A 20,518-nucleotide genomic window follows, 5' to 3' on the forward strand; every position below is an offset into this window, starting at 1 on the left:
GGTTTAGCTGGGGGTTCAGAATCGGGGCAGCGTGGTGTCGATGGAGCGGCGCACACGGCGTTCGAGTGCGCCTCGAACTTTGCCGGCGAGAGCGCTGTCGGCCAACGCGGCGCGTGCCGCCATGTGGCCGGCCCCGCCGTGCACGCCGCCGCCGGGATGGATCGCGGCGCTGCCGAGGTAGAGCCCGGGCAAAAATGTGCGGGGTCCACCCAGTCCGGTGGCGGGTCGCCAGAACGCCTGCTGGAACAACTGCATGGTGCCTCCGCCGACTGCACCCTCACCCAGGTTGGCGTTCGAGTCCTCTAGTGATCGCGGTGTCTGGTCCCAGCGTTCGACCACCAGATCACGCCACCCCGGCGCGAACTCCTCGAGCATGCGCTCGCAGTTGCGGATCAAGTGTTCGGTGCCGTCGTCGTCGGTGACGCCGCGCGGGAGGTGGCTGTATACCCACATCGACTCTGTGCCGGCGGGGGAGCGCAGTGGATCGGTCGACGTCATCTGTCCGACCAGGGCGAACGGGTGCTCAGGGATACGTCCGGAGCCCAGATCGGCACTCCAGCGCACGAGGTCGCGATGACCACCGCCGACGTGGACCACCGAGGTTGACCGCCCGGCTTCCGCGGTCCACGGCATCGCACCCGACAGACCGAGGTTGATCTTGATGGTGGGCAGATCCCAGGTGAAGCGCTCCATCCGTGCCCGGAGTCCGGCCGGTACGTCCTCGAGCAACGTGCCGTACAGCATCGGTGCGCTGGTGTCGGCGATGACTACCGGTGCCTTGATGAACTCTCCGGACGCGAGGTCGACGCCCGAGGCGCGTGCGTGCTCGGCTCTGATCCGGACGACAGGCGTACCGGTTCTGATCTCGACGCCGGCTGCTTCAGCACGGGAACGCAGTGAGCGGGCCAGGGCGCCGGCGCCCCCAACCGGGGTCGGGAAACCGACGTCCTGGGCGAGCATCGTCATGATCCAGCCGTACACGCCACTGCCGGGCGCTTCAGGTGGGATGTCGGCGTGCATCGCGTTGCCGGACAGCAGATCTCGCGCCGCTCGACCACGGAATCGTTCGACGGACAGTTGCTCGACGGGTAGCAGCGCGAAGCGCACGAAGTCGAGCAGATTTGTCGCGCCGACGGCCTTCGCCAGTTTGGGTGCGTGGCGAACCGGCGGCCAGGACAGCAGGAGGGCGTCGAGCAGCGGATCCTTGAGCGAGGCGAAGCTGTCGACCAGTTCGAGCCATGCTGCTCCGTCACCCGGAGCGTCCGCGTCCAGACGGGCCGCCGTGTGGGTGGGATCGGCGTGCAGCAAGGCACCTGAGGTGTCGTCGGGCCGGCCGAGATGGGCGACGACCCGCTCGCTGCGCGCCCACTGCAGCCCGTGCTTGTCGAGGCCGAGCCCCTGGATGACGGGTGATGCCGCAGCCAGTGGGTGGAAGGCACTGAACTCGTCCACGACGAAGTCGCCGATCGTCCGGTCGGCAACAGCGCCGCCCACCTCCGGCCGGCTCTCGCACAGCAGAACCTGACGGCCGTGGTCGGCCAGTTCGATGGCGGCGACCAGGCCATGATGGCCACCGCCGACCACGACTGCGTCGTATGCATTCATGCGGAACGAACTCTCATCGGGTCGGCGGTGGACGGCCGCGAGTGCGACCGGTGATCCAGATGGTTCTCAGACGTGATCAGCCGTGCTCAGACCTTGCGGGTCTTTGCGGCAGCGTCCTTCTCGGTGGTCGTACCGGCGTCCTTGAGCTCTCCGGCGAACGACTCGAGGTGAGCGCGCACGAACCACTGGAACTTCTCGAGTTCGCCGGTATGTCCGATGATGAGGTCCTGCGTGACGAGGTCGAGGTCGTCGAGTTGCTCGATCGCCTTGCGGTTGGAGGTGATGACTCCGTCGTACACCTTGTCGAGGGCGCCCAAGTGTGCACCGACGGTGTCACGTTCGATGGCGTAGTCGTCCCACGTGCGGTCGCGCTCGATGTCGCTGACGCGGCCGCCGGGGGAGGCGCCCATTGCGGCAATGCGCTCGGCCACTTCGTCGGCGTACCCGCGTACCAGCTCCACCTGCGGGTCGATCATTTCGTGGACGCCGATGAAGTGCGGACCCACGACGTTCCAGTGCACATGCTTCAGGGTGAGGTGCAGGTCGTTGTAGGCCGACAGGCGCACCTGCAGGATCTTCACGATCTTGTCGGACTTCGCCTGGGTCAGGCCGGGCAGGGTGAAGGTCGACTTCTCAGCCACGGGGCGTCCTTTCGTTGATGGTCGCGCCGATGCGGCACGCCGTTTCATCAAATCACCTCTGTAGTGCGCATGGTGATAATCGTGAGTGGTCCCTTGGGGTGGGATCGCTCGCTGTCGCCCGCCTGCCCGCCTTCATTGCCGGGAAATGTGCGGCGCTGCTAGTCGTTGCGTTGGGCCTGCGGGTGGGGTTGGAGTGCGACGAGAATGCTCAGGACTTGTTCCGGGTCGTCCAGACGCTCGCCGAACAGGTCACGGATCTGGGTCATCCGGTAGCGGACAGTCTGCGGGTGAATGTGCAACTGCGTGGCGACCGCGTCCCGTCGGCCATGGTGCAACAGCCACGAACGAAGGGTCTCACCAAGGCGTTCGGCCGTGGCGGGCGGCAGATCTGCGAGTGGGGCAAGAGCGCGGATCCGCAAGTCCTGCAGCGCATCCGCGTCCGACCCGAGGACGATCTGCGCGAGGTGCTGTTCGGTGTCGAGTGGCACACGCGTCGTTGCGAGACCTAGTTCGTGGGCTCGCATCGCCCTGCGCCATGACCTGGCCACCTGCGTCCACGGGGTGGCCGGGCCGATGATCGCGGAGGCCTCGTGAAGTGTGGTGATCAATCGTCGTCGCGACGGGCCGTGCGCGTCCGGCACCAGGAGCGTGGCGAGCTCCGACTCGGCCGAATCGTCCGTGGTGCGAAGGCAGTTGGCGCCCAGTTGGGCTGTGGCGAAGGACGCGGAATCCACGGGCAGGGCCACCGCTGTCAGCGTGCGCGGCAGCGGCCACTCAGCCCGTTCTGCCAGGGCGACCAGCGCCTCTTCGTCTCGTCCGGCGAGCAGCTCGACCGCCAGTCGTTCCCTGCGGCGTTCACGGATGCGACCCTCGGAAGCCAGTTCGTCTGAGTGCCCGGCGACGCTGGCTGCGGAAAGTTCGTCGATGTAGGCGAAGACGAGTTCGGCGAAGCGGGCGATCTTGGCGGCGTCGATACCGATGGCGACGGCACTGGCCGATAACTCCCGCCAGGAGACGCGTGCTCCCACCCGGTATGCCGCCAGGAGTGCGTCCATCGACCGACCCGCGCGGGCCTCGCCCTGGCCGAGGGCGTACGCGCCGTCGAGCGCGGGGCGCATCGGGGTGGACGGATCGCTGCCTTGCGGTCCTCCGGCCAGCCGGAGGAAGCCCGCCAGGGCGACCTGCACGGCGCCTTCGATGCGCGGGCCGAGTTCGCCGGTCAGGGCATTCGTGTATCCGGGCACTTCGTCGGTGATTGCCTCGACGCAGCGCGCAGCCACGGCGGGGAGGTGCTCGGCCAGCCCGGCGACCGCGGTCTGCGGCAGGCGGGGCGCCGAATCTGTGGGCTGAGTCACGACCAAGGTCCATTCTTGTTCGCGTTGAACAATCTGAGCGAGGATGTTCACGTGCTGTGGTCAAGAGATTAGCGCTCGGAGTAAGCACACTGGTTTCATGCCAATCACCTCGGACGCAGCCACACCCTCGGTCTGGCGTTCGCGCGCGTTCAAGCTGGCCAAGGCGGTCACCACGCCGCTGCTGCCGGAGGACTACGTCGACCTGTTCGACCCGCTGCGCACCAGCACCGTGCTGCGCGGACGCGTCGAGTCGCTGCAAGCCGAGACCGACGATGCCCTGACCGTCACGATCCGTCCAGGTCGTCGCTGGCGGGGACACGTGCCCGGCCAGTACATGCGCATCGGCGTCGACACCGATGGCGTGCGTATGTGGCGCGCCTACTCCATCACCTCGGGGCCTCGAACCGACGGCTGCATCTCGATCACCGTCAAGGCGATCTCCGGCGGCGCGGTCAGCACCTACCTGGTGCAGCATCTGCGGGTCGGCCAGATCGTGCAGATGGAGCAAGCTGATGGCGCGTTCGTCCTGCCTGAGGTCTTGCCACAGAAGATCTTGCTGCTCACCGGCGGCAGCGGCATCACGCCGGTGATGGGCATCCTGCGGCACGCCGTCGACGAACTTGACGACGTGGTGTTGCTGCATTCGGCGCCGCGGCCGGAGGACGTCATCTTCGCCGAGGAGCTTCGCCTGCTTGCTGCCGAGGGCCGAATCAGCTTGCAGGAGCGGCACACCGACGTCCACGGCATGCTCGACACCGCCGAACTCGAAGCGCTCGTGCCCGACTGGCGCGAGCGGGAGACCTGGGCCTGCGGATCGGCAGGCATGCTGGAAATGCTTGAATCCCATTGGGCGACAACCGGTCACGAGCACATGCTGCACACCGAACGGTTCCGTCCCGCGCTGGTGGAGCCGGGGGAGGGTGGCACCGTCTACTTCACGCAACTTGATCGCGAACTCGAATGTGACGGCGCCCGGCCGATCCTCGACCAGGGCGAAGAAGCCGGCGTCCTCATGCCGTCCGGTTGCCGCATGGGCATCTGTTACGGGTGCGTGCTGCCCCTGCGCGAAGGAGCAGTGCGCGACCTGCGCACCGGTGAAGTGACCATGGCCAGCCCTGGCGACGGTGTGCTCGTCCAGACCTGCATCTCGGCTGCCGCCGGGCGCTGCGACATCGACCTCTAGACCAAGCCGAACAAGTCGTTCGCGCACAGACCTCTCGAACTGAACGAAATCGATCAGGAGACCAAGCACATGACTGCACTGCAGAAGAAGGAAACCAACCCGATCGCGCACCTCACGCGCTACGACATCGAGTGCCTGGGCAAAGAACTCGACGCAATCCGGGACGAGGTGATCAGCGAGCGCGGTTCGAGCGACGCCGCCTACATCCGCCGAGTCATCGATGTGCAGCGCAAACTCGAACTTAGTAGCCGTGCAGTGCTGCTCTTCGCGAAGTACAAGCCGGCGTTCGTGCTCGGCACGGTGGGCCTGACCGTCTCCAAGATCTTGGAGAACATGGAGATCGGGCACAACGTCATGCACGGCCAGTGGGACTGGATGCGCGACCCGAAGATCCACTCCACCACCTGGGAGTGGGACAACGCCTCGCCTGCAGACCTGTGGAAGCACAGCCACAACGAGTTGCACCACACGTACACCAATGTGCTCGGGCGCGACAACGATCTCGGCTACGGCATCATGCGCGTCGACGAGGACCAGAAGTGGTCGCCCTTCTACCTGGGGCAGCCGGCCTGGAACTTCCTCAACGCCTGCTTCTTCGAGTACGGCATCGCCGCGTACGACCTCGAGCTGGGCAAGTACTTCGCCGGCCGCAAGGACAAGGAGCGCTTCAAGACCGACTCCCGCAAGGTACTCAACAAGATCCGTCAGCAGATGACCAAGGACTACGTCATCCACCCGGCGCTTGCTGTGCCTTTCGGCTCCGCGAAGCGGACGCTGTTCGCGAACTACCTCGCCAACCTCGGCCGTAACCTGTGGACGCACTCGGTCATCATGTGCGGCCACTTCCCGGAGGGTGTCGAGACGTTCACCAAGACCTCCATCGACGGTGAGACCCGCGGAGACTGGTACCTGCGCCAGATGATCGGTTCGGCCAATATCGACGGCTCGCGCGCGATGCACATCGCCACCGGCAACCTCAGCTACCAGATCGAGCACCACCTCTTCCCCGACCTGCCGAGCAACCGCTACCAGGAGATCTCGCCGAAGATCCGCGACATCTGTGAGCGCTACGGCCTGCAGTACGTGACGGGTCCCTTGCACAAGCAGGTCGCCTCGGCGTGGGGGAAGGTCTTCCGACTGTCGTTGCCCAACCACCTGGCTGCGAAGTTCGCGCCGAAGCCGCGTCGCCGCGTCGTGGCTCCCACTGCGCTGCCGAGTCAGCTGCGCGAGCGTGAAAGCGCCACTGTCGCAGCCTGATTCGGCTGCCGGGCCGACGTCGGTGGGTAGGCGTCGCTGAACTCGCAGGCATCTGAGCTGGCGGAATGTGGGCCCTCGACATGGTGATTCTCGCTTGAGTCGAGCAGCAGATTCAGCGTCGAAAGGGGTTGTCGGTGGTCACGCATAGCTTGTTTCATGCAACTCGAACAGCGCGCAGATTTCGCCGATCGCCACAGTGCGATCGACGTGGCGCGCGCTGCGCTGAACGGGCTGAACGACGGGCTCTTCCAAGCGCCCGGCACTGTGCTGACGCAGTTCATGACGGAAGTCGACGACCTCGTCAGGCTCGCAGCCGCGGCACGCGTTGCCATCACCGCGGAGGCCGTGCAGCGCGGTGAGGTGTTGACCTCCACCTCACGGCGCACGCTGGCGTGGGTGCGCTCGTAGGCTCCAACCACAGTCGAGGCAGGCGCCTCCGACATCGCGTCATGTTCCGCAGCGGTCAACTCGCGCGGCGATGCAGCTCCGGTCGGAGCGGCAGTCGTTGATGCGCAGATCTCGCCGCGCACGGGCGCGACCGTGTTGCGTGAGATGGAGAAGCTGCGCGCGGAGGTCGAGCCCGAAGCCATGTTGGCGGTCATCGACGCGCTGCTGCAGATGGGTAGACGACACGGCCCTGCCGGGGTGCGCATGGTGCGTCCCGAACTGCTGGCGCGCTTCGGTTCGAGCGCGTTCCAGGAGGATCAGGAACGTCGCGCCCAACGCGTCGAGCTCAGCCGAGGCATCGAGGACGACGGCCTGCACCGGTACGACCTCACGCTCGACAACGAGAGCCGTGCGATCCTGGAGGGAGCGATCGGCCCGTTGTCCAAGCCGGTGCCTGGCCCGAACGGCGAGCGCGACAAGCGCACGTTCGCGCAGCGGCGCGGGCAGGCGCTCGTCGAAGCACTCCGTCGCGGGATGTCCTCATCGGTGCTACCTGGCGCCTCCACCAAGTCGACCGTCGTGGTCACCATCGACCACGAAAAGCTACGTGCCGCGTCCGCCGCCGGCAGCGTCGTGGGTGGAGTGGACGATGGCACGCTCCTTGGCAGCGAAACGATTCGCAAGTTGGCGTGTGACGGCGTCGTCCTCCCGGTGCTGGTCGACAAACATGGGGGAGTGCTGGACGCCGGCCGCGCCGAGCGCTACATCACCCGCGAGATGTTGCGCGCACTGTGGCTCCGCGACCGGCACTGCACCTTCCCGGGTTGTACTGCACCTGCCTTCTGGTGCGACGGCCACCACCTGATCCACTGGGCCGACGGCGGACCAACTCGTCTCGATCTGTCCGCGCTGTTATGCGGAGGGCATCACACGATCGTCCATCGAGATCGCCTGGCGGGCCGGGTGATCGATGAAGAAGTTGTGTGGGACCTCCTGGCGGGGTCTTACGACAAGTACCTATTGGAGTGGCGGGCGGAACAAGCCCCACCTGACGAACACCCCTCGATCCAAGACCGTCCAGCGGACCTTCATCGTCCCTCCGGCGAGGCGCACCTGGCGTTCTCGGAGTTCTTCAAGCTCATCGGAGCGTCTTTCTCGACCGGGCCCGCCGGGCAGGTCAAGCTGTCCTGGGCACAGGTGCACTGATCACCGAACTGATCGAGCCCTTTGACGAGATCTCGGTAGGGCGGCTGGGGCTTGAACCCAGGACCGACGGATTATGAGTCCGCTGCTCTAACCGGCTGAGCTACCGCCCCATGCTCCGGACGACCATGGAGACGTGCGAAGCGCTCGTGAGCGTACCTGCCGCCGGGCATCCTGCGCGCGCCGGTCGCGCGTGTTGAGCATTGGTGAGGCATCCTTGAGGGGGCCTCGATCGGGGAGGGACGGCCATGGACGTGAGTCAGACGCTGGGCGGTCGCTATGTGATGCAATCACGCATCGCCGGCGGGGGCATGGGCGAGGTATGGACGGCTCACGATGAGGTGCTCGACCGAACGGTTGCCATCAAGGTGATCCGCCGCGAACTCGCCGACGATCCTGACTTCGCGGCCCGCTTCCACCATGAGGCCCGCACCGCCGCTCGATTGAGTCACGCAAACATTGCGCAGGTGCATGACTTCGGTCGCGAGGGCGACACCGACTACCTCGTGATGGAGTTCGTCCGGGGCACCTCTTTGGCCGATCTGCTCGACAGGCAGGGTGGCCTGCCTGCAGAGCAGGTGGTCTCGATCATCACGCAGGCGGCGGCCGGTCTGGAGGCAGCGCACGAAGCCGGTGTCATCCACCGCGACGTGAAGCCGGCGAACATCCTGCTGACCGAGAAGGGCACGGTGAAGCTGACCGACTTCGGCATCGCACGGGCGCTCGGTGCAGCGAAGATGACCCGCACCGGTGAGGTGATGGGCACGGCTCAATACCTGCCGCCGGAATCGGCGCTCGGCCGTGACGTCACCGGCCAGGCCGACCTGTACTCCCTCGCAGTCGTCGCCTACGAAGCCCTCGTCGGTCGACGACCCTTTGTGGCCGACTCCGCGGTCGCACTCGCGATGAAGCACATCAATGAGCAGCCGCCACCCCTGCCGGGGACGATCGTTGGCGGCGTGCGGGACGCGGTGCATCGCGGTCTGGCCAAGAATCCCGACCAACGTCAGCGAGGCGTCGGCAACTTCGCGCGTGAGCTGCGTGCTGGGCTCGCGTCCACCCCGGCCCGGGTCGCGGTGCCTCCAGCCGCACCATACGGCGGCCAGGGCCCATACGTTGGCCCCCGCTCCGGGCCGCACTACGCACCGGCGGCAATGACCCAGGCCGCCGCGCCTCAGCCAGGTTTTGGCCCACCGGCGTATGCGTCGTATCCCATCCGCCGTGGTTCGCAGCCGGCAGACGCAGCCGCTCGTGGCCTGGGGTGGACGTGGATCCTCCTGTCGCTGGGCGTCGTACTCAGCTTCTTCCTCCCATGGGCTTCCCTCGACGGACAGAGTTGGTCGGCGTTCGCTCTCGCGCAGGCGGAGGAGAGCTACACCAGCAGCCCTGAATCGGGAGGAGTGGCCGCGGTCATGGCGGTCTTCACCGTGATCGTGGGCGCGTTGGGCTTGCCTCAAGCATTGGGCAAGGGCCACATCGCATTCAGCATCGTGGCGCTCGTCCTGTGTTTCATCCCAGGCATGCTCTGGTTCGCGGCCTTCAGCTACATCGACGGCACGACCGAGCAGCCCTCGCCCCTCGGCACGGGAGCGGGGGCATGGCTCTGCCTCGCGCTCGGCTTCCTCCACCTTCCGGTCATCTTCACAACGCTGTTCAAGCGGCGCTGAAACCCTGCAGCGGTGCCGATACCGCCACCAGGAGTTGCCTCGCCGGATTGTTCTGTGTGACCAGTGGTGCACTTGTGACCCGGATGAGGCACAATGGGCGCACAAGTTCATCTCCGCTGATGCGGGCACCCGTACGAGGTCGTTGGGGAAGACGTCCCTCGCACACCAAGGAGGCCCGGATGTCTGCGGTTAATTCGCGTGTCACGCGCGGGGTCGTGTTCATTCACTCGACTCCGACGGCGTTGTGCCCGCACCTGAGCTGGGCGTTGGAGAACGTCCTCGGCTCTGCCGTGCGCACTGAATGGACCTCTCAGCCGATGGCCCCTGGGCTGGTGCGCACCGAGCTGTCGTGGATGGGCGAACCCGGCACTGGCGCCAAACTGGCAAGCGCACTGCGCGGGTCGGAACATGTGCGCTTCGAGATCACCGAAGAGCCCAGCCCCGGCTGCGATGGTTCGCGCTGGTCGCACACGCCCTCGCTGGGCATCCACCACACCTGGACCTCCGCCAACGGCGACTCCGTCGTCAACGAAGACCGCTTGCGGTCGGCGCTGGCCGCCAGCAAGGGTGACCCCGAACAGTTCCGCACCGAGATGGCCGAGTTGCTCGGCACGGCATGGGACCAAGAACTGGAGCCGTTCCGTTACGCCGGAGACGGCGCCACCGTCCGCTGGCTCCACCGAGTCAGCTGACACCGGCCACAGCCAAGAAGCTCCCCACGCCAGTAGGTGCGGGGAGCTTCTTGGACTACGGAACTGGCTCGAGGAGCGGTCAGACGCTCTTCACCATGAGGGCGATGTTGTGCCCACCGAAGCCGAACGAGTTGTTCAGCGCAGAGATGTCGCCGTCCGGCAGCTTGCGGGCTTCGCCGGTGACGACGTCGAGGTGGATCTCCGGGTCAGGGTCGTCGAGGTTGATCGTCGCGGGCACCAACCGGTGGTGCACGCTCAGGATCGTGAAGACGCCCTCGAGCGCGCCGGCGGCACCGAGCAGGTGCCCGGTCATCGATTTGGTCGCCGTGACCGGAATGGAATCGGTGGCATCTCCGAAGGTGCGTCGAATGGCATTCGACTCGGCGATGTCGCCCACCGGGGTCGAGGTGGCATGCGCATTGATGTGGTGAACCTCGTTGAGCGACAGGCCGGCTCGCTCGACAGCTTCGGTCATCGCGCGGCTCGCGCCGGCGCCTTCCGGCTCCGGGGCGGTGATGTGGTGCGCGTCGGCGGACATGCCGATCGATGCCAACTCCGCGTAGATTTTGGCTCCGCGCGCCTTGGCGTGCTCGTACGACTCCAGCACGATCACGCCCGCGCCTTCGCCCATGACGAAGCCGTCACGGCCGGTGTCGTACGGACGCGAGGCAGCCGCCGGGTCGTCGTTGCGCCGTGACAGTGCCTGCATGGCGTTGAACCCGGCGATCGTCAGCGGATGGATCGCTGCCTCGGTGCCGCCGGCGACCATGACATCGGCGCGGCCCGAGCGGATCATCTCCGCGGCGTAGCCCATCGACTCAGCACCTGAAGCGCACGCCGAGACGGTGGTGTGTGCACCGGCGCGGGCGCCGAGTTCGAGCGACACATTGCCGGAGGCGGTGTTGGGCATCAGCATCGGCACGGTCAACGGGTAGATCCGGCGAGGGCCCTTTTCCTTCAGCACGTCGTACTGGTCGAGCAGGGTGTGCACGCCACCGATGCCGGTGCCGATCGCGACACCGAGACGCTCCGGCTCCACCTCGGGAGCACCGGCGTCCGCCCATGCCTCACGGGTGGCGATCAGGGCGTACTGCCCGGACGGATCCATCCGACGGGTTTCGACGCGCGCGAGCACGTCGGCGGGGTTCTGGAAGATGGTGGCGGCGAAGTGGGTGGGCAGGTCGTACTGCTGCACCCAGTCGGCCTCGATGGTGCGGGCGCCGGACCGTCCGGCCAGCAGGGCGTCCCAGGTCTCGGTCGCGGTACCACCGATCGGTGTGGTGGCACCGATTCCGGTGACGACGATGCGCTTGTCTGCGCTCATGAGGTGCGAACTCCTTGTTTCGGGGCGCGCCCGGTGGCGCGAGGGTGGCGACAACGGGTGGGCCAGCGGATCGCGCCGGCCCACCCGAGGGGTCAGCCCTGGGCGTTCTTGATGTACGTGACGGCGTCGCCGACGGTCGTGAGGTTCTTGACCTCGTCGTCGGGGATGCGGACGCCGAACTTCTCCTCGGCGTTGACCACGATGGTCATCATCGACAGCGAGTCGATGTCGAGGTCTTCGGTGAAGGACTTCTCCGACTGCACCTCGCTGACGTCGAGGCCGGTCTCCTCGTTGACGATCTCAGCGAGGCCTTCGAGGATCTCCTGGTCGCTCTGTGCCATGTGTCGAACTCCTTGGTTTCTTGTGTTGCGTTGTGATCCCTTGTGGTGCAACGGATCTCGGGCTGACCCGGATTGCCCGCCGAGTCGCGGGTGGATTCAGGGAAGGACGACGACCTGTGCGGCGTAGGCCAAGCCTGCGCCGAAACCGATCTGTAGGGCAAGACCTCCCGAGGGTGCTTCACCCTCGCGCAGCATCCGTTCGGTGGCCAGCGGAATCGATGCCGCGGAGGTGTTGCCCTGGTCGGCGATGTCGCGTGCCACCGGGATGTCGGCGGGCAGTTTGAGCTGCTTGACCATGGCGTCGACGATCCGCATGTTCGCCTGGTGCGGGATGAATGCGTCCAGGTCGTTCGCGGTGATCCCGGCGGCGTCCATTGCCTTCTGCGCGACCGGGGCCATGCCCCACACGGCCCAACGGAAGACTGATTGTCCGACCATGCCGATGGTGGGCCAGATGCGGTCGTCGCCATCGGTTTCCTCCCACGACTTGCGGATCTCGATCCACGACTCGCGCTGGGAAATGGTTGTCCACTGCTCACCGTCGGAGCCCCAGACCGTGGGGCCGATGCCAGGAGTTTCGGAGCGTCCGATGATCGCCGCACCGGCGCCGTCGGCGAAGATGAACGCCGTGCCGCGGTCGTACTTGTCGGTGAAGTCCGACAGCTTCTCGACGCCGATCACCAGGACGTTGGTCGCGCTGCCGCTGCGCACCATGTCGTTGGCCAGGCTGATGCCGTAGCAATAGCCAGCGCACGCGGCGGAGATGTCGAAAGCCGGAATCCCGTTGCGGCCCAAGTTGGTTGCGATCAGCGGTGCAACAGCTGGCGTTTGGTACGGGTGCGAAACGGTGGCGACCAGGACGGCGTCGATCTGCTCGATGGCGACCCCGGAGTTTTGCAGGGCATCCCGCGCGGCGGCTTCGGCCATCGTGGTCACCGTCTCGTGGTCACCAGCGATGCGCCGGGTGACGATGCCCGAGCGTTCGCGGATCCACTCGTCCGAGGAGTCGATGAACTCGCACACTTCCTCGTTGGTGACCACACGCTCGGGGCGGTACGCACCGACTCCGAGGATGCGCGTGTGCTGTGAGCCCTCGGAGGAACGAAGGCTGCCGGTGTTCTTGGGGGAGACCATTCAGTCCTCCGTCGGGTTGTTGACTGAATCGTGCTGGCCGGAACGGCCGTGTTCGCTGATCATGCGCCGCGCTGCGTCGAGATCGTCCGGGGTCTTCAGCGCGAGAGTTTCCACGCCCCGCATGCCGCGCTTTGCCAGACCGACCAGCGTGCCGGCCGGCGGAAGCTCGATCAGGCCGGTGACGCCCATCGCGAGCATCGTCTCCATGGTGCGATCCCAGCGCACCGGGCTGCTCACCTGGGAGACCAGACGGCGAAGCACCTCAGTGCCGTCCTCGACGCGCTGACCGTCCTTGTTCGACAGCAGCGCGACCGATGGGTCACTCGTGCTGAACGACATTGCGAGCTGCGCCAACTCCTGGGCGGCGGGTGCCATGTGTTCGGTGTGGAACGCACCAGCCATCTGCAGCGGAATGACCCGGGCCTTCGCCGGCGGAGCTTGCTTGAGGGCGTCGATCTGCTCAAGGGTGCCGGCCGCGACGATCTGCCCGGCGCCGTTGCGGTTGGCGGGGGTCAGCCCAATCTGTTCGAGCGTGGCAACGACCTCGGCCTCGTCGCCGCCGAGCACGGCCGCCATGCCGGTGGGGCGCACTGCGCTGGCAGCTGCCATGCCGTTCCCGCGGTCGCGGACGAAGACCGTCGCGTCCTGGGGCGTCAGCACTCCAGCGGCGACCGCGGCGGTGATCTCACCGACCGAGTGGCCGGCGACGACGTCAACGGCATCAAGCGTCACGCCGGCCCCGGTGTGCGTCTTGGAGTCGTCGGCGAACAGGGCCTGCAGACCGGCGAGACCGGCCGCGACGATGAGCGGCTGGGCGACAGCGGTGTCCTTGATGGTGTCGGCGTCCGACACGGTGCCGTGCTCCACCAGGTCGAGTTGCGCGACTGACCCCAACTGCTCCAGCTGGTCGCGAAGACCAGGAAGTTCAAGCCATGGTGCGAGGAATCCGGGGGTCTGTGAGCCCTGTCCAGGGCAGACGATTGCGAGCACGAGACCAACTCTCTCGCGAGATCGGGCCCCGCTTCGGCACTGAAACCGACGAGGATGAACCTCAGACTTTGTAGGAATCATCAAATCTGTCGCGGTGACTCCGGCAGCTTCCTATCGCCTCTCCGCCACTTCCGGCAGCTGTTCGTACATCATCGCCAGCCGCACTGAGAAGGCATCCCGTGCGTCGGTGAGATCGAATCCGCTGTCGTCGGCGAACCGCCCCAGCCGGTATCGCACGGTGTTCGGGTGGACGAACAGGGCACGTGCGGTGCCCTCGAGGCTGAGGTGGTCAAGGTAGGAGGTGACCGTGTCCCGGGTGGCTGCTCGGACGTCCAGAGCGTGCGACACCCGTGCCGACAACTGCCGTCGCGCCCGCTGGTCTCCGGCAAGTGCCCGTTCGGCCAGCAGTTCATCTGCGTGGCACGGTCGCGGCGCCCCCGGCCAGGCCGACGCGGCGACGTAACCCGATTGGGCGGCGCGAGCACTGCGACCGGCGGCGTACAGGTGGGGCACCAGCGGGCCGACGACCACGGGACCGTCAGCCCAGAGTTCGGCCAGGTCGGCCGCCACCGACAGTGGGTCGGCGACGTTGCCCAGGATGGCGATGAGGCGGCGTCCCTGTACTGCGGCCAGGGCGTCGGCGCCTATGCGCGCCGCCGAACGGCGCAAGGCGTCCACGGTCTCGGTGCCGCTGCCTTGCGGCGCTGTGCCGGCAATGACGACGATGTCCTTGACCTCGTCCCAGCCGAGCGCCGTCACCCGTGAACGCAGGGCTTCATCGCCCTCGGCACGCAGCACGGCGTCGACCACCAGTGATTCCAGGCGGGCGTCCCAGGCGCCGCGTGTTTCGGCTGCTTGGGCGTACACCTGCGCACACGCGAAAGCCACTTCGCGGGCATAGGTCAGCACCGCGGCCCGCATCTCGACGCGATCCTGGGGAGCGGCGATCTGGGGCACCGCACGCTCCACGACGTCGATCGTCGTGCGCACCAGGTCGAGAGTCTGCTGCAGCGTGATTGAGCGGGTCAGTTCTCGAGGCGCAGTGCCGAAGACATCGGCCGCGATCGGGGGGAGAGTGTTCTGGTCGGCGTGCCAGGCAATGAATGCCGCGATGCCTGCGTGCGCCACCATGCCCACCCAGGAGCGGTCTTCAGCAGGCAGCGCGCGGTACCACGGCAGCGTCTCGTCCATCTGCTGCACCGCCTCGGTGGCGAGCGCCCCGGCCGCCGTTTCAAGGCGCTTGCGGGAGGTGGGCGTGCGGGACATGGCCAGAGCCTAATTTGTAGGAGGTGGACGAAGAAGCGTCCGTTCGGCATTTCGTCACCTCTTATCCACCCACCGCACCGGCAGACGCGATGCGATGGAGAGATGAATCGACGAACATTCGCAGGGATCCTCGCTTCATCCGCCGCCACCGCAGTCGTTGCACCCGCCGTGGCCACCTCCGCCGCCGCTGATCCGGGACGTCGGCGTGGGCCACGTCGCGGTCCGATCGTGGTCGGTCACCGAGGCGCATCGGGTTACCGACCCGAGCACACCCTCGCGGCCTATCGGTTGGCGGCCCACTTGGGAGCCGACTTCATCGAGCCCGACCTGGTGATCACCAAGGACGGCGTGCTCGTCTGCCGCCACGAGCCGGAGATCGGCGGCACCACCGACGTCAGCAAGCGTCCGGAGTTCGCCTCGCGCAGGACCACCAAGCAGTTGGACGGCGTGCCGGTGACCGGGTGGTTCGCCGAGGACTTCACCCTCACCGAACTTCGCACGCTGCGCGCTGTTGAGCGTCTGCCGAAGGAGCGCCAGCAGAACACCGTCTACGACGGCCTCTGGCAGGTGCCGACCTTCGAGGAGGTGCTCAAGCTGCGCGAGCAACTCACCCGCGAGCTCGGACGACCGATCGGCGTGTACCCCGAGACCAAGCACCCCACCTATTTCCGACAGATGGGCAAGCCGCTGGAGGAGAAGCTGGTGCCGCTGATCCGCCGCTACCGGCTTGACTCCCCGAAGGCGCCGATCTTCATCCAGTCCTTCGAGCTCAACAACCTGCTCGACCTGCGCACGAAGTTCGGGGTGAAGGCGCCGCTGGTCTTCCTGGCAACGGCGTCCGGCAAGCCCTACGGCGACACCCGCAGCTACGACGAGTTGCTCACGCGCTCGGGCATGAAGAGTTGGGCGCAGCACATCGACGGCGTGGGCCCCGACACCAAGCGGGTGATCAGCTGGAACGCCGATCGCACGCTGGGCAAGCCCACCTCACTGGTCGCCGACGCGCACTCCAACGGTCTGACGGTCTGCCCGTGGACGGTGCGCGCCGAGAACACCTTCCTGCCGGCCGACTACCAAACCGGCACCAACCCGGCCGACTACGGCCGCGTGCTCGACTTCCTCGCGCAGTTGTGGAAGACGGGTATCGACGGGATCTTCAGCGACAACCCTGACCTCGCGGTCTTGTCGCGCAGTCTGACGCTCGGAGTCTGACCACCCAGGCGAGGGGAGCCCGTCAGTCGTCCTGGCGGCGCAACCATTCGTCGTAGAACTGCGGCATCCGGGATGTCGCGCTGCTGAACTGCGCGGCGCGGCGTTCCCGGAACGCAGCCACACCTTCGCCGCCGTCGGCGATGCTCGTCTCGAACATCGCCAGGGAATCGATCCGGTGCGCTTCGCGCGGGTGGGGTTCGGCGGAGTTTCGGTACATCATCTGCCGCATCAGTGCGACTGACACCGGCGAGCGTTCCTTGGTCCAGCGGTCAGCCAAATCCCTTGCGGCAGTGATCAATCGCTCGGCATCCTCGACGGAGTTGGCGAGTCCGACGTCCTTCGTCTGAGCAGCGTCGAGGATCGACGCGGAATAGACCAGGTCAAGCGCCGTCGCCATGCCCACGATGCGTGGCAGGAACCACGTCGATGCGGCCTCCGGGGTGATGCCGAGCTTGCCGAAGACCAGCCCGAAGCGAGCCTCGCGGCTGACGATGCGGGCGTCCATCGCCAGGGTCATGGAGGCTCCGATGCCCACCGCGGCACCGTTGATCGCTGCGATGACCGGCTTGCGGCAGTCGTAGATCGCCAGCGTCACCCGGCCACCCGTGTCGCGCACCCGCTGCAGCGCAGGGTCGTCGAGATCGGCCATCGCATCGAGCGTCGGTTGCTGCGTCTCGTCCAGACCGAATGCGTTCCCTTCTGCCGCCAGATCCATGCCTGCACAGAATGCGCGTCCACGACCGGTGACGATCACGGCACGCACCTCGTCGCGCTCGTTGACCTCACGGAAGGTCTGTTCGAGTTCGTCGGCCATGGTGACGGTGAACGCGTTGAGATTGTCGGGGCGGTCGAGTGTGACGGTCAGGATGCCGTCCTCGACGTCGTGGGCGATCGTGCTGAAGGCCATGTCAGCCCTTCCCGAAGATGCGCGAGAGAAAGCTCTTGCGCTCGACGTACGGCGACTCGCCGGAGAGGCTCGGCTCGCCTCCCCAGCTCGACGTGCCACCACCCTGCGGCGCGTTCTGTCGAGGCGTGTCCTGTTGTTCCCCAACGGTGCTGCCGGTAAAGGGAGCAACGCCGGCACATTGCTGCGCGAGTTGATCGATGAACTCATCGACCTCCGTCGCCGCATAGCCGCGCCTACCGAACCCCTGTGCCTTCGGGAAGGTCTGCGCGCGGAGGAAGTCAGCTGCCAGCGTGTCGGTGTGCACCCGCCTGACCACCTCGTCGAAGAAGTCGTCGACGGCGATCTCGTCATACCCCGCAGCGCCGCGCGAGGGCGGATTGAATTCCTTCTTAACGATGTCCTGCCAGCTGATGTCCATGTCGCGACATTAACCGGCCGAGCGCGGCCGCGGGAAGGTTGCGACGAAGCCCCGCCTCCCGGAGCGGGAGGCGGGGCTTCGAACGGCTTGCGTAGCGTCTCAGGCGTCTCCGCCCGCGTTGCCGGAGGTGCCGGCCCGCACGTCCAGCAGGTTGTACTTCTCCGCAGCCTTCTTGGGGTAGCTCGCGTCGAGCTCGCCGCGCTCGACCAACATCTGCAACGCGCGCACCGCCATCGACGGGCCGTCGATGTGGAAGAAGCGACGCGCGGCCGGACGGGTGTCGGAGAATCCGAAACCGTCGGCGCCGAGCGACACGAACTCCTGCGGCACCCACTGGCGCACCTGGTCCTGCACCGAACGCATCCAGTCGGACGTGGCGATCACCGGTCCGGGGGCACCCTGCAGCTTCTGGGTGATGTACGGAATCCGCGGCTCTTGCTCCTGGTGCAGGAAGTTGTGCTCGTCGGCAGCGAGGCCGTCGCGGCGCAGTTCGCCCCACGAGGTCACCGACCAGACGTCGGCCACGACGCCCCAGTCGTCCTTCAACAACTGCTGGGCTTCCAGCGCCCACGGCACACCGACGCCGGAGGCGAGCAACTGCACGCGGCGAGCGTCGTCGCCCAGGCCCTCACTGCTGCCCTCGGACAGCTTGTAGATGCCCTTGAGGATGCCGTCGACGTCGACCTTCTCCGGCTCCTTCGGCTGCTGCATCGGCTCGTTGTAGACGGTCAGGTAGTAGATGAGGTTCTCGGGGTCGTCCCCGTACATCCGCTGCAGACCGTCCTGCATGATGTGCGCGATCTCGTAGGCGTACGCCGGGTCGTAGGCCGCAACCGCCGGGTTGGTCGAAGCCAGGAGCAGGCTGTGACCGTCGGCGTGCTGCAGACCCTCACCGGTCAACGTCGTACGACCGGCAGTGGCCCCGATCATGAAACCGCGGCTCATCTGGTCGGCGGCCGCCCAGATGCTGTCGCCCGTGCGCTGGAACCCGAACATCGAGTAGAAGATGTAGATGGGGATCATCGGCTCATCGTGCGTCGCGTACGAAGAACCGACCGCGGTGAAGGCCGCGAGCGATCCGGCCTCGTTGATGCCGGTGTGCAGGATCTGACCCTGCTCCGACTCCTTGTAGGCCAGCATCAGTTCGGCGTCGACCGATTTGTAGTTCTGGCCGTGCGGGTTGTAGATCTTCAGCGTCGGGAAGAAGGCGTCCATACCGAAGGTGCGCGCCTCGTCCGGGATGATCGGCACGATCCGGCTGCCGAACTCCTTGTCGCGCATCATGTCCTTCAGGATGCGGACGAAGGCCATGGTCGTGGCCACCATCTGCTTGCCCGAACCCTTCTTCGCCTGCGCGTACGCCGACTCCGCCGGGAGTGCGATCTCCTTGGTCTTGGTGCGCCGCGACGGTAGCCCGCCGCCGAGCTGCTTGCGGCGATCCCGCATGTACTGGATCGCCTCGTCGCCGTCGCCGGGGTGGTAGTACGGCGGCAGGTAGGGGTTGTCCTCCAGCTGCGCATCCGTGATCGGAATCTGCAGGCTGTCGCGGAAGGTCTTCAGGTCGTCCAGCGTGAGCTTCTTCATCTGGTGGGTCGCGTTACGACCGGCGAAGTGCGTGCCCAGGCTGTAGCCCTTGATGGTCTTGGCCAGGATGACCGTCGGCTGACCGTGGTGCTCGGTGGCTGCTTTGTACGCCGCGTACACCTTGCGATAGTCGTGACCACCGCGCTTCAGGCGCCACCAGATGTCGTCGTCGCTCCAGTCGGCCACCATCGCCTTGGTGCGCGGATCGCGTCCGAAGAAGTTGTCGCGCACGTACGCGCCGTCGTTGGCGCGGAAGGTCTGGTAGTCACCGTCGGAGGTGGCGTTCATGAGGTTGACCAGGGCGCCGTCGCGGTCGGAGGCGAGCAGCGGATCCCAGCCGCGACCCCAGACGGTCTTGATGACATTCCAGCCGGCGCCGCGGAGGAATGACTCCAACTCCTGGATGATCTTGCCGTTGCCGCGCACCGGGCCGTCGAGGCGCTGCAGGTTGCAGTTGATGACGAAGGTGAGGTTGTCGAGCTCCTCACCCGCTGCCAACTGCAGCAGACCGCGCGACTCCGGCTCGTCCATCTCGCCGTCACCGAGGAAGGCCCATACGCGCTGCCGGCTGGTGTCCTTGATGCCGCGGTTGTGCAGGTAGCGGTTGAACTGCGCCTGGTGGATCGCGTTCATCGGGCCGATACCCATCGACACCGTCGGGAACTCCCAGAAGTCGGGCATGTTCCGGGGGTGCGGGTAGGACGGCAGGCCGAAGGGCTTGCCGTCGATGAAGTGCGATTTCTCCTGGCGGAAGCCGTCGAGCTGGTCCTCGGACAGGCGGCCTTCGAGGAAAGCGCGGGCGTACATGCCGGGGGAGGCGTGACCCTGGAAGAACACCTGGTCACCGCCGCCGGGGTGCGACTTGCCGCGGAAGAAGTGGTTGAAGCCCACTTCGTACAGCGTGGCGGCCGAGGCGTAGGACGAGATGTGTCCGCCGACCGAGATCTCGGGACGCTGCGCGCGGTGCACCATGATCGCGGCGTTCCACCGCAGCCAGGCGCGGTAGCGGCGCTCGACCTCTTCGTCACCGGGGAACCACGGCTCCGACTCCGGCGGGATGGTGTTGATGTAGTCGGTCGTCGTCAGCGAGGGGATTCCCACCTGGCGCTCGCGGGCACGTTCCAGCAACTTCAGCATCACGTAGCGCGCGCGGTTCTTGCCGCCGCCCTCGATGATGCCGTCCAGGGATTCCAGCCACTCCTGCGTTTCTTCCGGGTCGGTGTCCGGAAGCTGACTGGGAAGGCCGTTGAGGATCGGGCCGGATGCGGGGTCAGGTGACACGTTTGGCTCCTTCGCGTGCGTACATCGCAACCTCCATCAAACACCTCCCGGGCCGTGCGCGTGTACGCCGG

Annotated in this window: 18 protein-coding genes and 1 tRNA gene; 7 read left to right on the top strand and 12 right to left on the bottom strand. The window is 66.5% G+C overall.

Annotation, left to right across the window (positions count from 1 at the left end; translation table 11 throughout):
• Nucleotides 1-15: 15 nt before the first annotated feature.
• From J5M86_RS05940 to J5M86_RS05950, 3 genes are all read right to left on the bottom strand, one after another.
• Complete coding sequence (locus tag J5M86_RS05940) at nt 16-1,605, bottom strand: NAD(P)/FAD-dependent oxidoreductase (protein ID WP_188060287.1); 1,590 nt, start codon at nt 1,603-1,605, stop codon at nt 16-18.
• 86 nt (nt 1,606-1,691) lie between these two features.
• A complete protein-coding gene (locus tag J5M86_RS05945) occupies nt 1,692-2,246 on the bottom strand; it encodes a Dps family protein (protein WP_244328506.1) in 555 nt (184 codons plus the stop codon).
• A 158-nt stretch (nt 2,247-2,404) separates the two neighbouring features.
• The gene (locus J5M86_RS05950) at nt 2,405-3,601 is read right to left on the bottom strand and encodes a CdaR family transcriptional regulator (protein ID WP_188060289.1); all 1,197 of its coding nucleotides are present in this window, start codon (nt 3,599-3,601) and stop codon (nt 2,405-2,407) included.
• 97 nt (nt 3,602-3,698) lie between these two features.
• Between J5M86_RS05950 and J5M86_RS05955 the strand changes: the two genes are divergently transcribed.
• The 4 genes from J5M86_RS05955 (at nt 3,699) to J5M86_RS05970 (ending at nt 7,634) form a co-directional block, all read left to right on the top strand.
• Complete coding sequence (locus tag J5M86_RS05955; protein WP_188060290.1) at nt 3,699-4,784, top strand: ferredoxin reductase; 1,086 nt, start codon at nt 3,699-3,701, stop codon at nt 4,782-4,784.
• 69 nt (nt 4,785-4,853) lie between these two features.
• Entirely contained in the window at nt 4,854-6,041 is a 1,188-nt protein-coding gene (locus J5M86_RS05960; protein WP_188060291.1) for an acyl-CoA desaturase, read from the top strand.
• Between the two features lie 156 nt (nt 6,042-6,197).
• Nucleotides 6,198-6,449, top strand: a complete 252-nt coding sequence (locus J5M86_RS05965) for a hypothetical protein (RefSeq protein WP_188060292.1) — start codon at nt 6,198-6,200, stop codon at nt 6,447-6,449.
• 33 nt (nt 6,450-6,482) lie between these two features.
• Nucleotides 6,483-7,634 (top strand): HNH endonuclease signature motif containing protein, encoded by a 1,152-nt coding sequence (locus tag J5M86_RS05970; RefSeq protein WP_188060381.1) that lies wholly within the window; start codon nt 6,483-6,485, stop codon nt 7,632-7,634.
• A gap of 36 nt (nt 7,635-7,670) precedes the next feature.
• On the opposite strand, the gene J5M86_RS05975 is transcribed toward J5M86_RS05970, so the two are convergent.
• Nucleotides 7,671-7,744, bottom strand: a tRNA-Ile gene (locus J5M86_RS05975).
• A 135-nt stretch (nt 7,745-7,879) separates the two neighbouring features.
• Here J5M86_RS05975 and J5M86_RS05980 point away from each other — a divergent pair.
• Complete coding sequence (locus tag J5M86_RS05980) at nt 7,880-9,298, top strand: protein kinase (protein WP_188060293.1); 1,419 nt, start codon at nt 7,880-7,882, stop codon at nt 9,296-9,298.
• Nucleotides 9,299-9,477: 179 nt separating this feature from the next.
• Nucleotides 9,478-9,990: a DUF3145 domain-containing protein gene (locus tag J5M86_RS05985; protein ID WP_188060294.1), complete on the top strand. Its 513-nt coding sequence runs from the start codon at nt 9,478-9,480 to the stop codon at nt 9,988-9,990.
• Nucleotides 9,991-10,069: 79 nt separating this feature from the next.
• On the opposite strand, the gene fabF is transcribed toward J5M86_RS05985, so the two are convergent.
• The 5 genes from fabF to J5M86_RS06010 all read right to left on the bottom strand — a co-directional run bounded on the left by fabF (nt 10,070) and on the right by J5M86_RS06010 (nt 15,045).
• The gene (gene fabF / locus J5M86_RS05990) at nt 10,070-11,314 is read right to left on the bottom strand and encodes a beta-ketoacyl-ACP synthase II (RefSeq protein ID WP_188060295.1); all 1,245 of its coding nucleotides are present in this window, start codon (nt 11,312-11,314) and stop codon (nt 10,070-10,072) included.
• Between the two features lie 92 nt (nt 11,315-11,406).
• Complete coding sequence (locus J5M86_RS05995) at nt 11,407-11,655, bottom strand: acyl carrier protein (RefSeq protein ID WP_188060296.1); 249 nt, start codon at nt 11,653-11,655, stop codon at nt 11,407-11,409.
• Between the two features lie 96 nt (nt 11,656-11,751).
• Nucleotides 11,752-12,789, bottom strand: coding sequence for a beta-ketoacyl-ACP synthase III (locus J5M86_RS06000; protein WP_188060297.1), 1,038 nt, complete (start codon nt 12,787-12,789; stop codon nt 11,752-11,754).
• A complete protein-coding gene (locus tag J5M86_RS06005) occupies nt 12,790-13,779 on the bottom strand; it encodes an ACP S-malonyltransferase (RefSeq protein ID WP_188060298.1) in 990 nt (329 codons plus the stop codon). It abuts the gene before it with no gap.
• Between the two features lie 111 nt (nt 13,780-13,890).
• Nucleotides 13,891-15,045: a CdaR family transcriptional regulator gene (locus tag J5M86_RS06010; RefSeq protein ID WP_188060299.1), complete on the bottom strand. Its 1,155-nt coding sequence runs from the start codon at nt 15,043-15,045 to the stop codon at nt 13,891-13,893.
• A gap of 102 nt (nt 15,046-15,147) precedes the next feature.
• On the opposite strand from J5M86_RS06010, the gene J5M86_RS06015 reads away from it, so the two are divergent.
• Nucleotides 15,148-16,257, top strand: coding sequence for a glycerophosphodiester phosphodiesterase (locus J5M86_RS06015; protein WP_188060300.1), 1,110 nt, complete (start codon nt 15,148-15,150; stop codon nt 16,255-16,257).
• A 22-nt stretch (nt 16,258-16,279) separates the two neighbouring features.
• Here the strand turns inward: J5M86_RS06015 and J5M86_RS06020 are convergent, their stop codons facing one another.
• The 3 genes from J5M86_RS06020 to aceE form a co-directional block, all read right to left on the bottom strand.
• Nucleotides 16,280-17,164, bottom strand: coding sequence for a crotonase/enoyl-CoA hydratase family protein (locus J5M86_RS06020; protein WP_188060301.1), 885 nt, complete (start codon nt 17,162-17,164; stop codon nt 16,280-16,282).
• A gap of 1 nt (nt 17,165) precedes the next feature.
• Nucleotides 17,166-17,582: a DivIVA domain-containing protein gene (locus J5M86_RS06025; RefSeq protein WP_188060382.1), complete on the bottom strand. Its 417-nt coding sequence runs from the start codon at nt 17,580-17,582 to the stop codon at nt 17,166-17,168.
• A gap of 99 nt (nt 17,583-17,681) precedes the next feature.
• Complete coding sequence (gene aceE / locus J5M86_RS06030; RefSeq protein WP_188060302.1) at nt 17,682-20,447, bottom strand: pyruvate dehydrogenase (acetyl-transferring), homodimeric type; 2,766 nt, start codon at nt 20,445-20,447, stop codon at nt 17,682-17,684.
• Nucleotides 20,448-20,518: the final 71 nt, after the last annotated feature.

This window comes from Yimella sp. cx-51 (assembly GCF_017654605.1).
Lineage (GTDB): Bacteria > Actinomycetota > Actinomycetes > Actinomycetales > Dermatophilaceae > Yimella.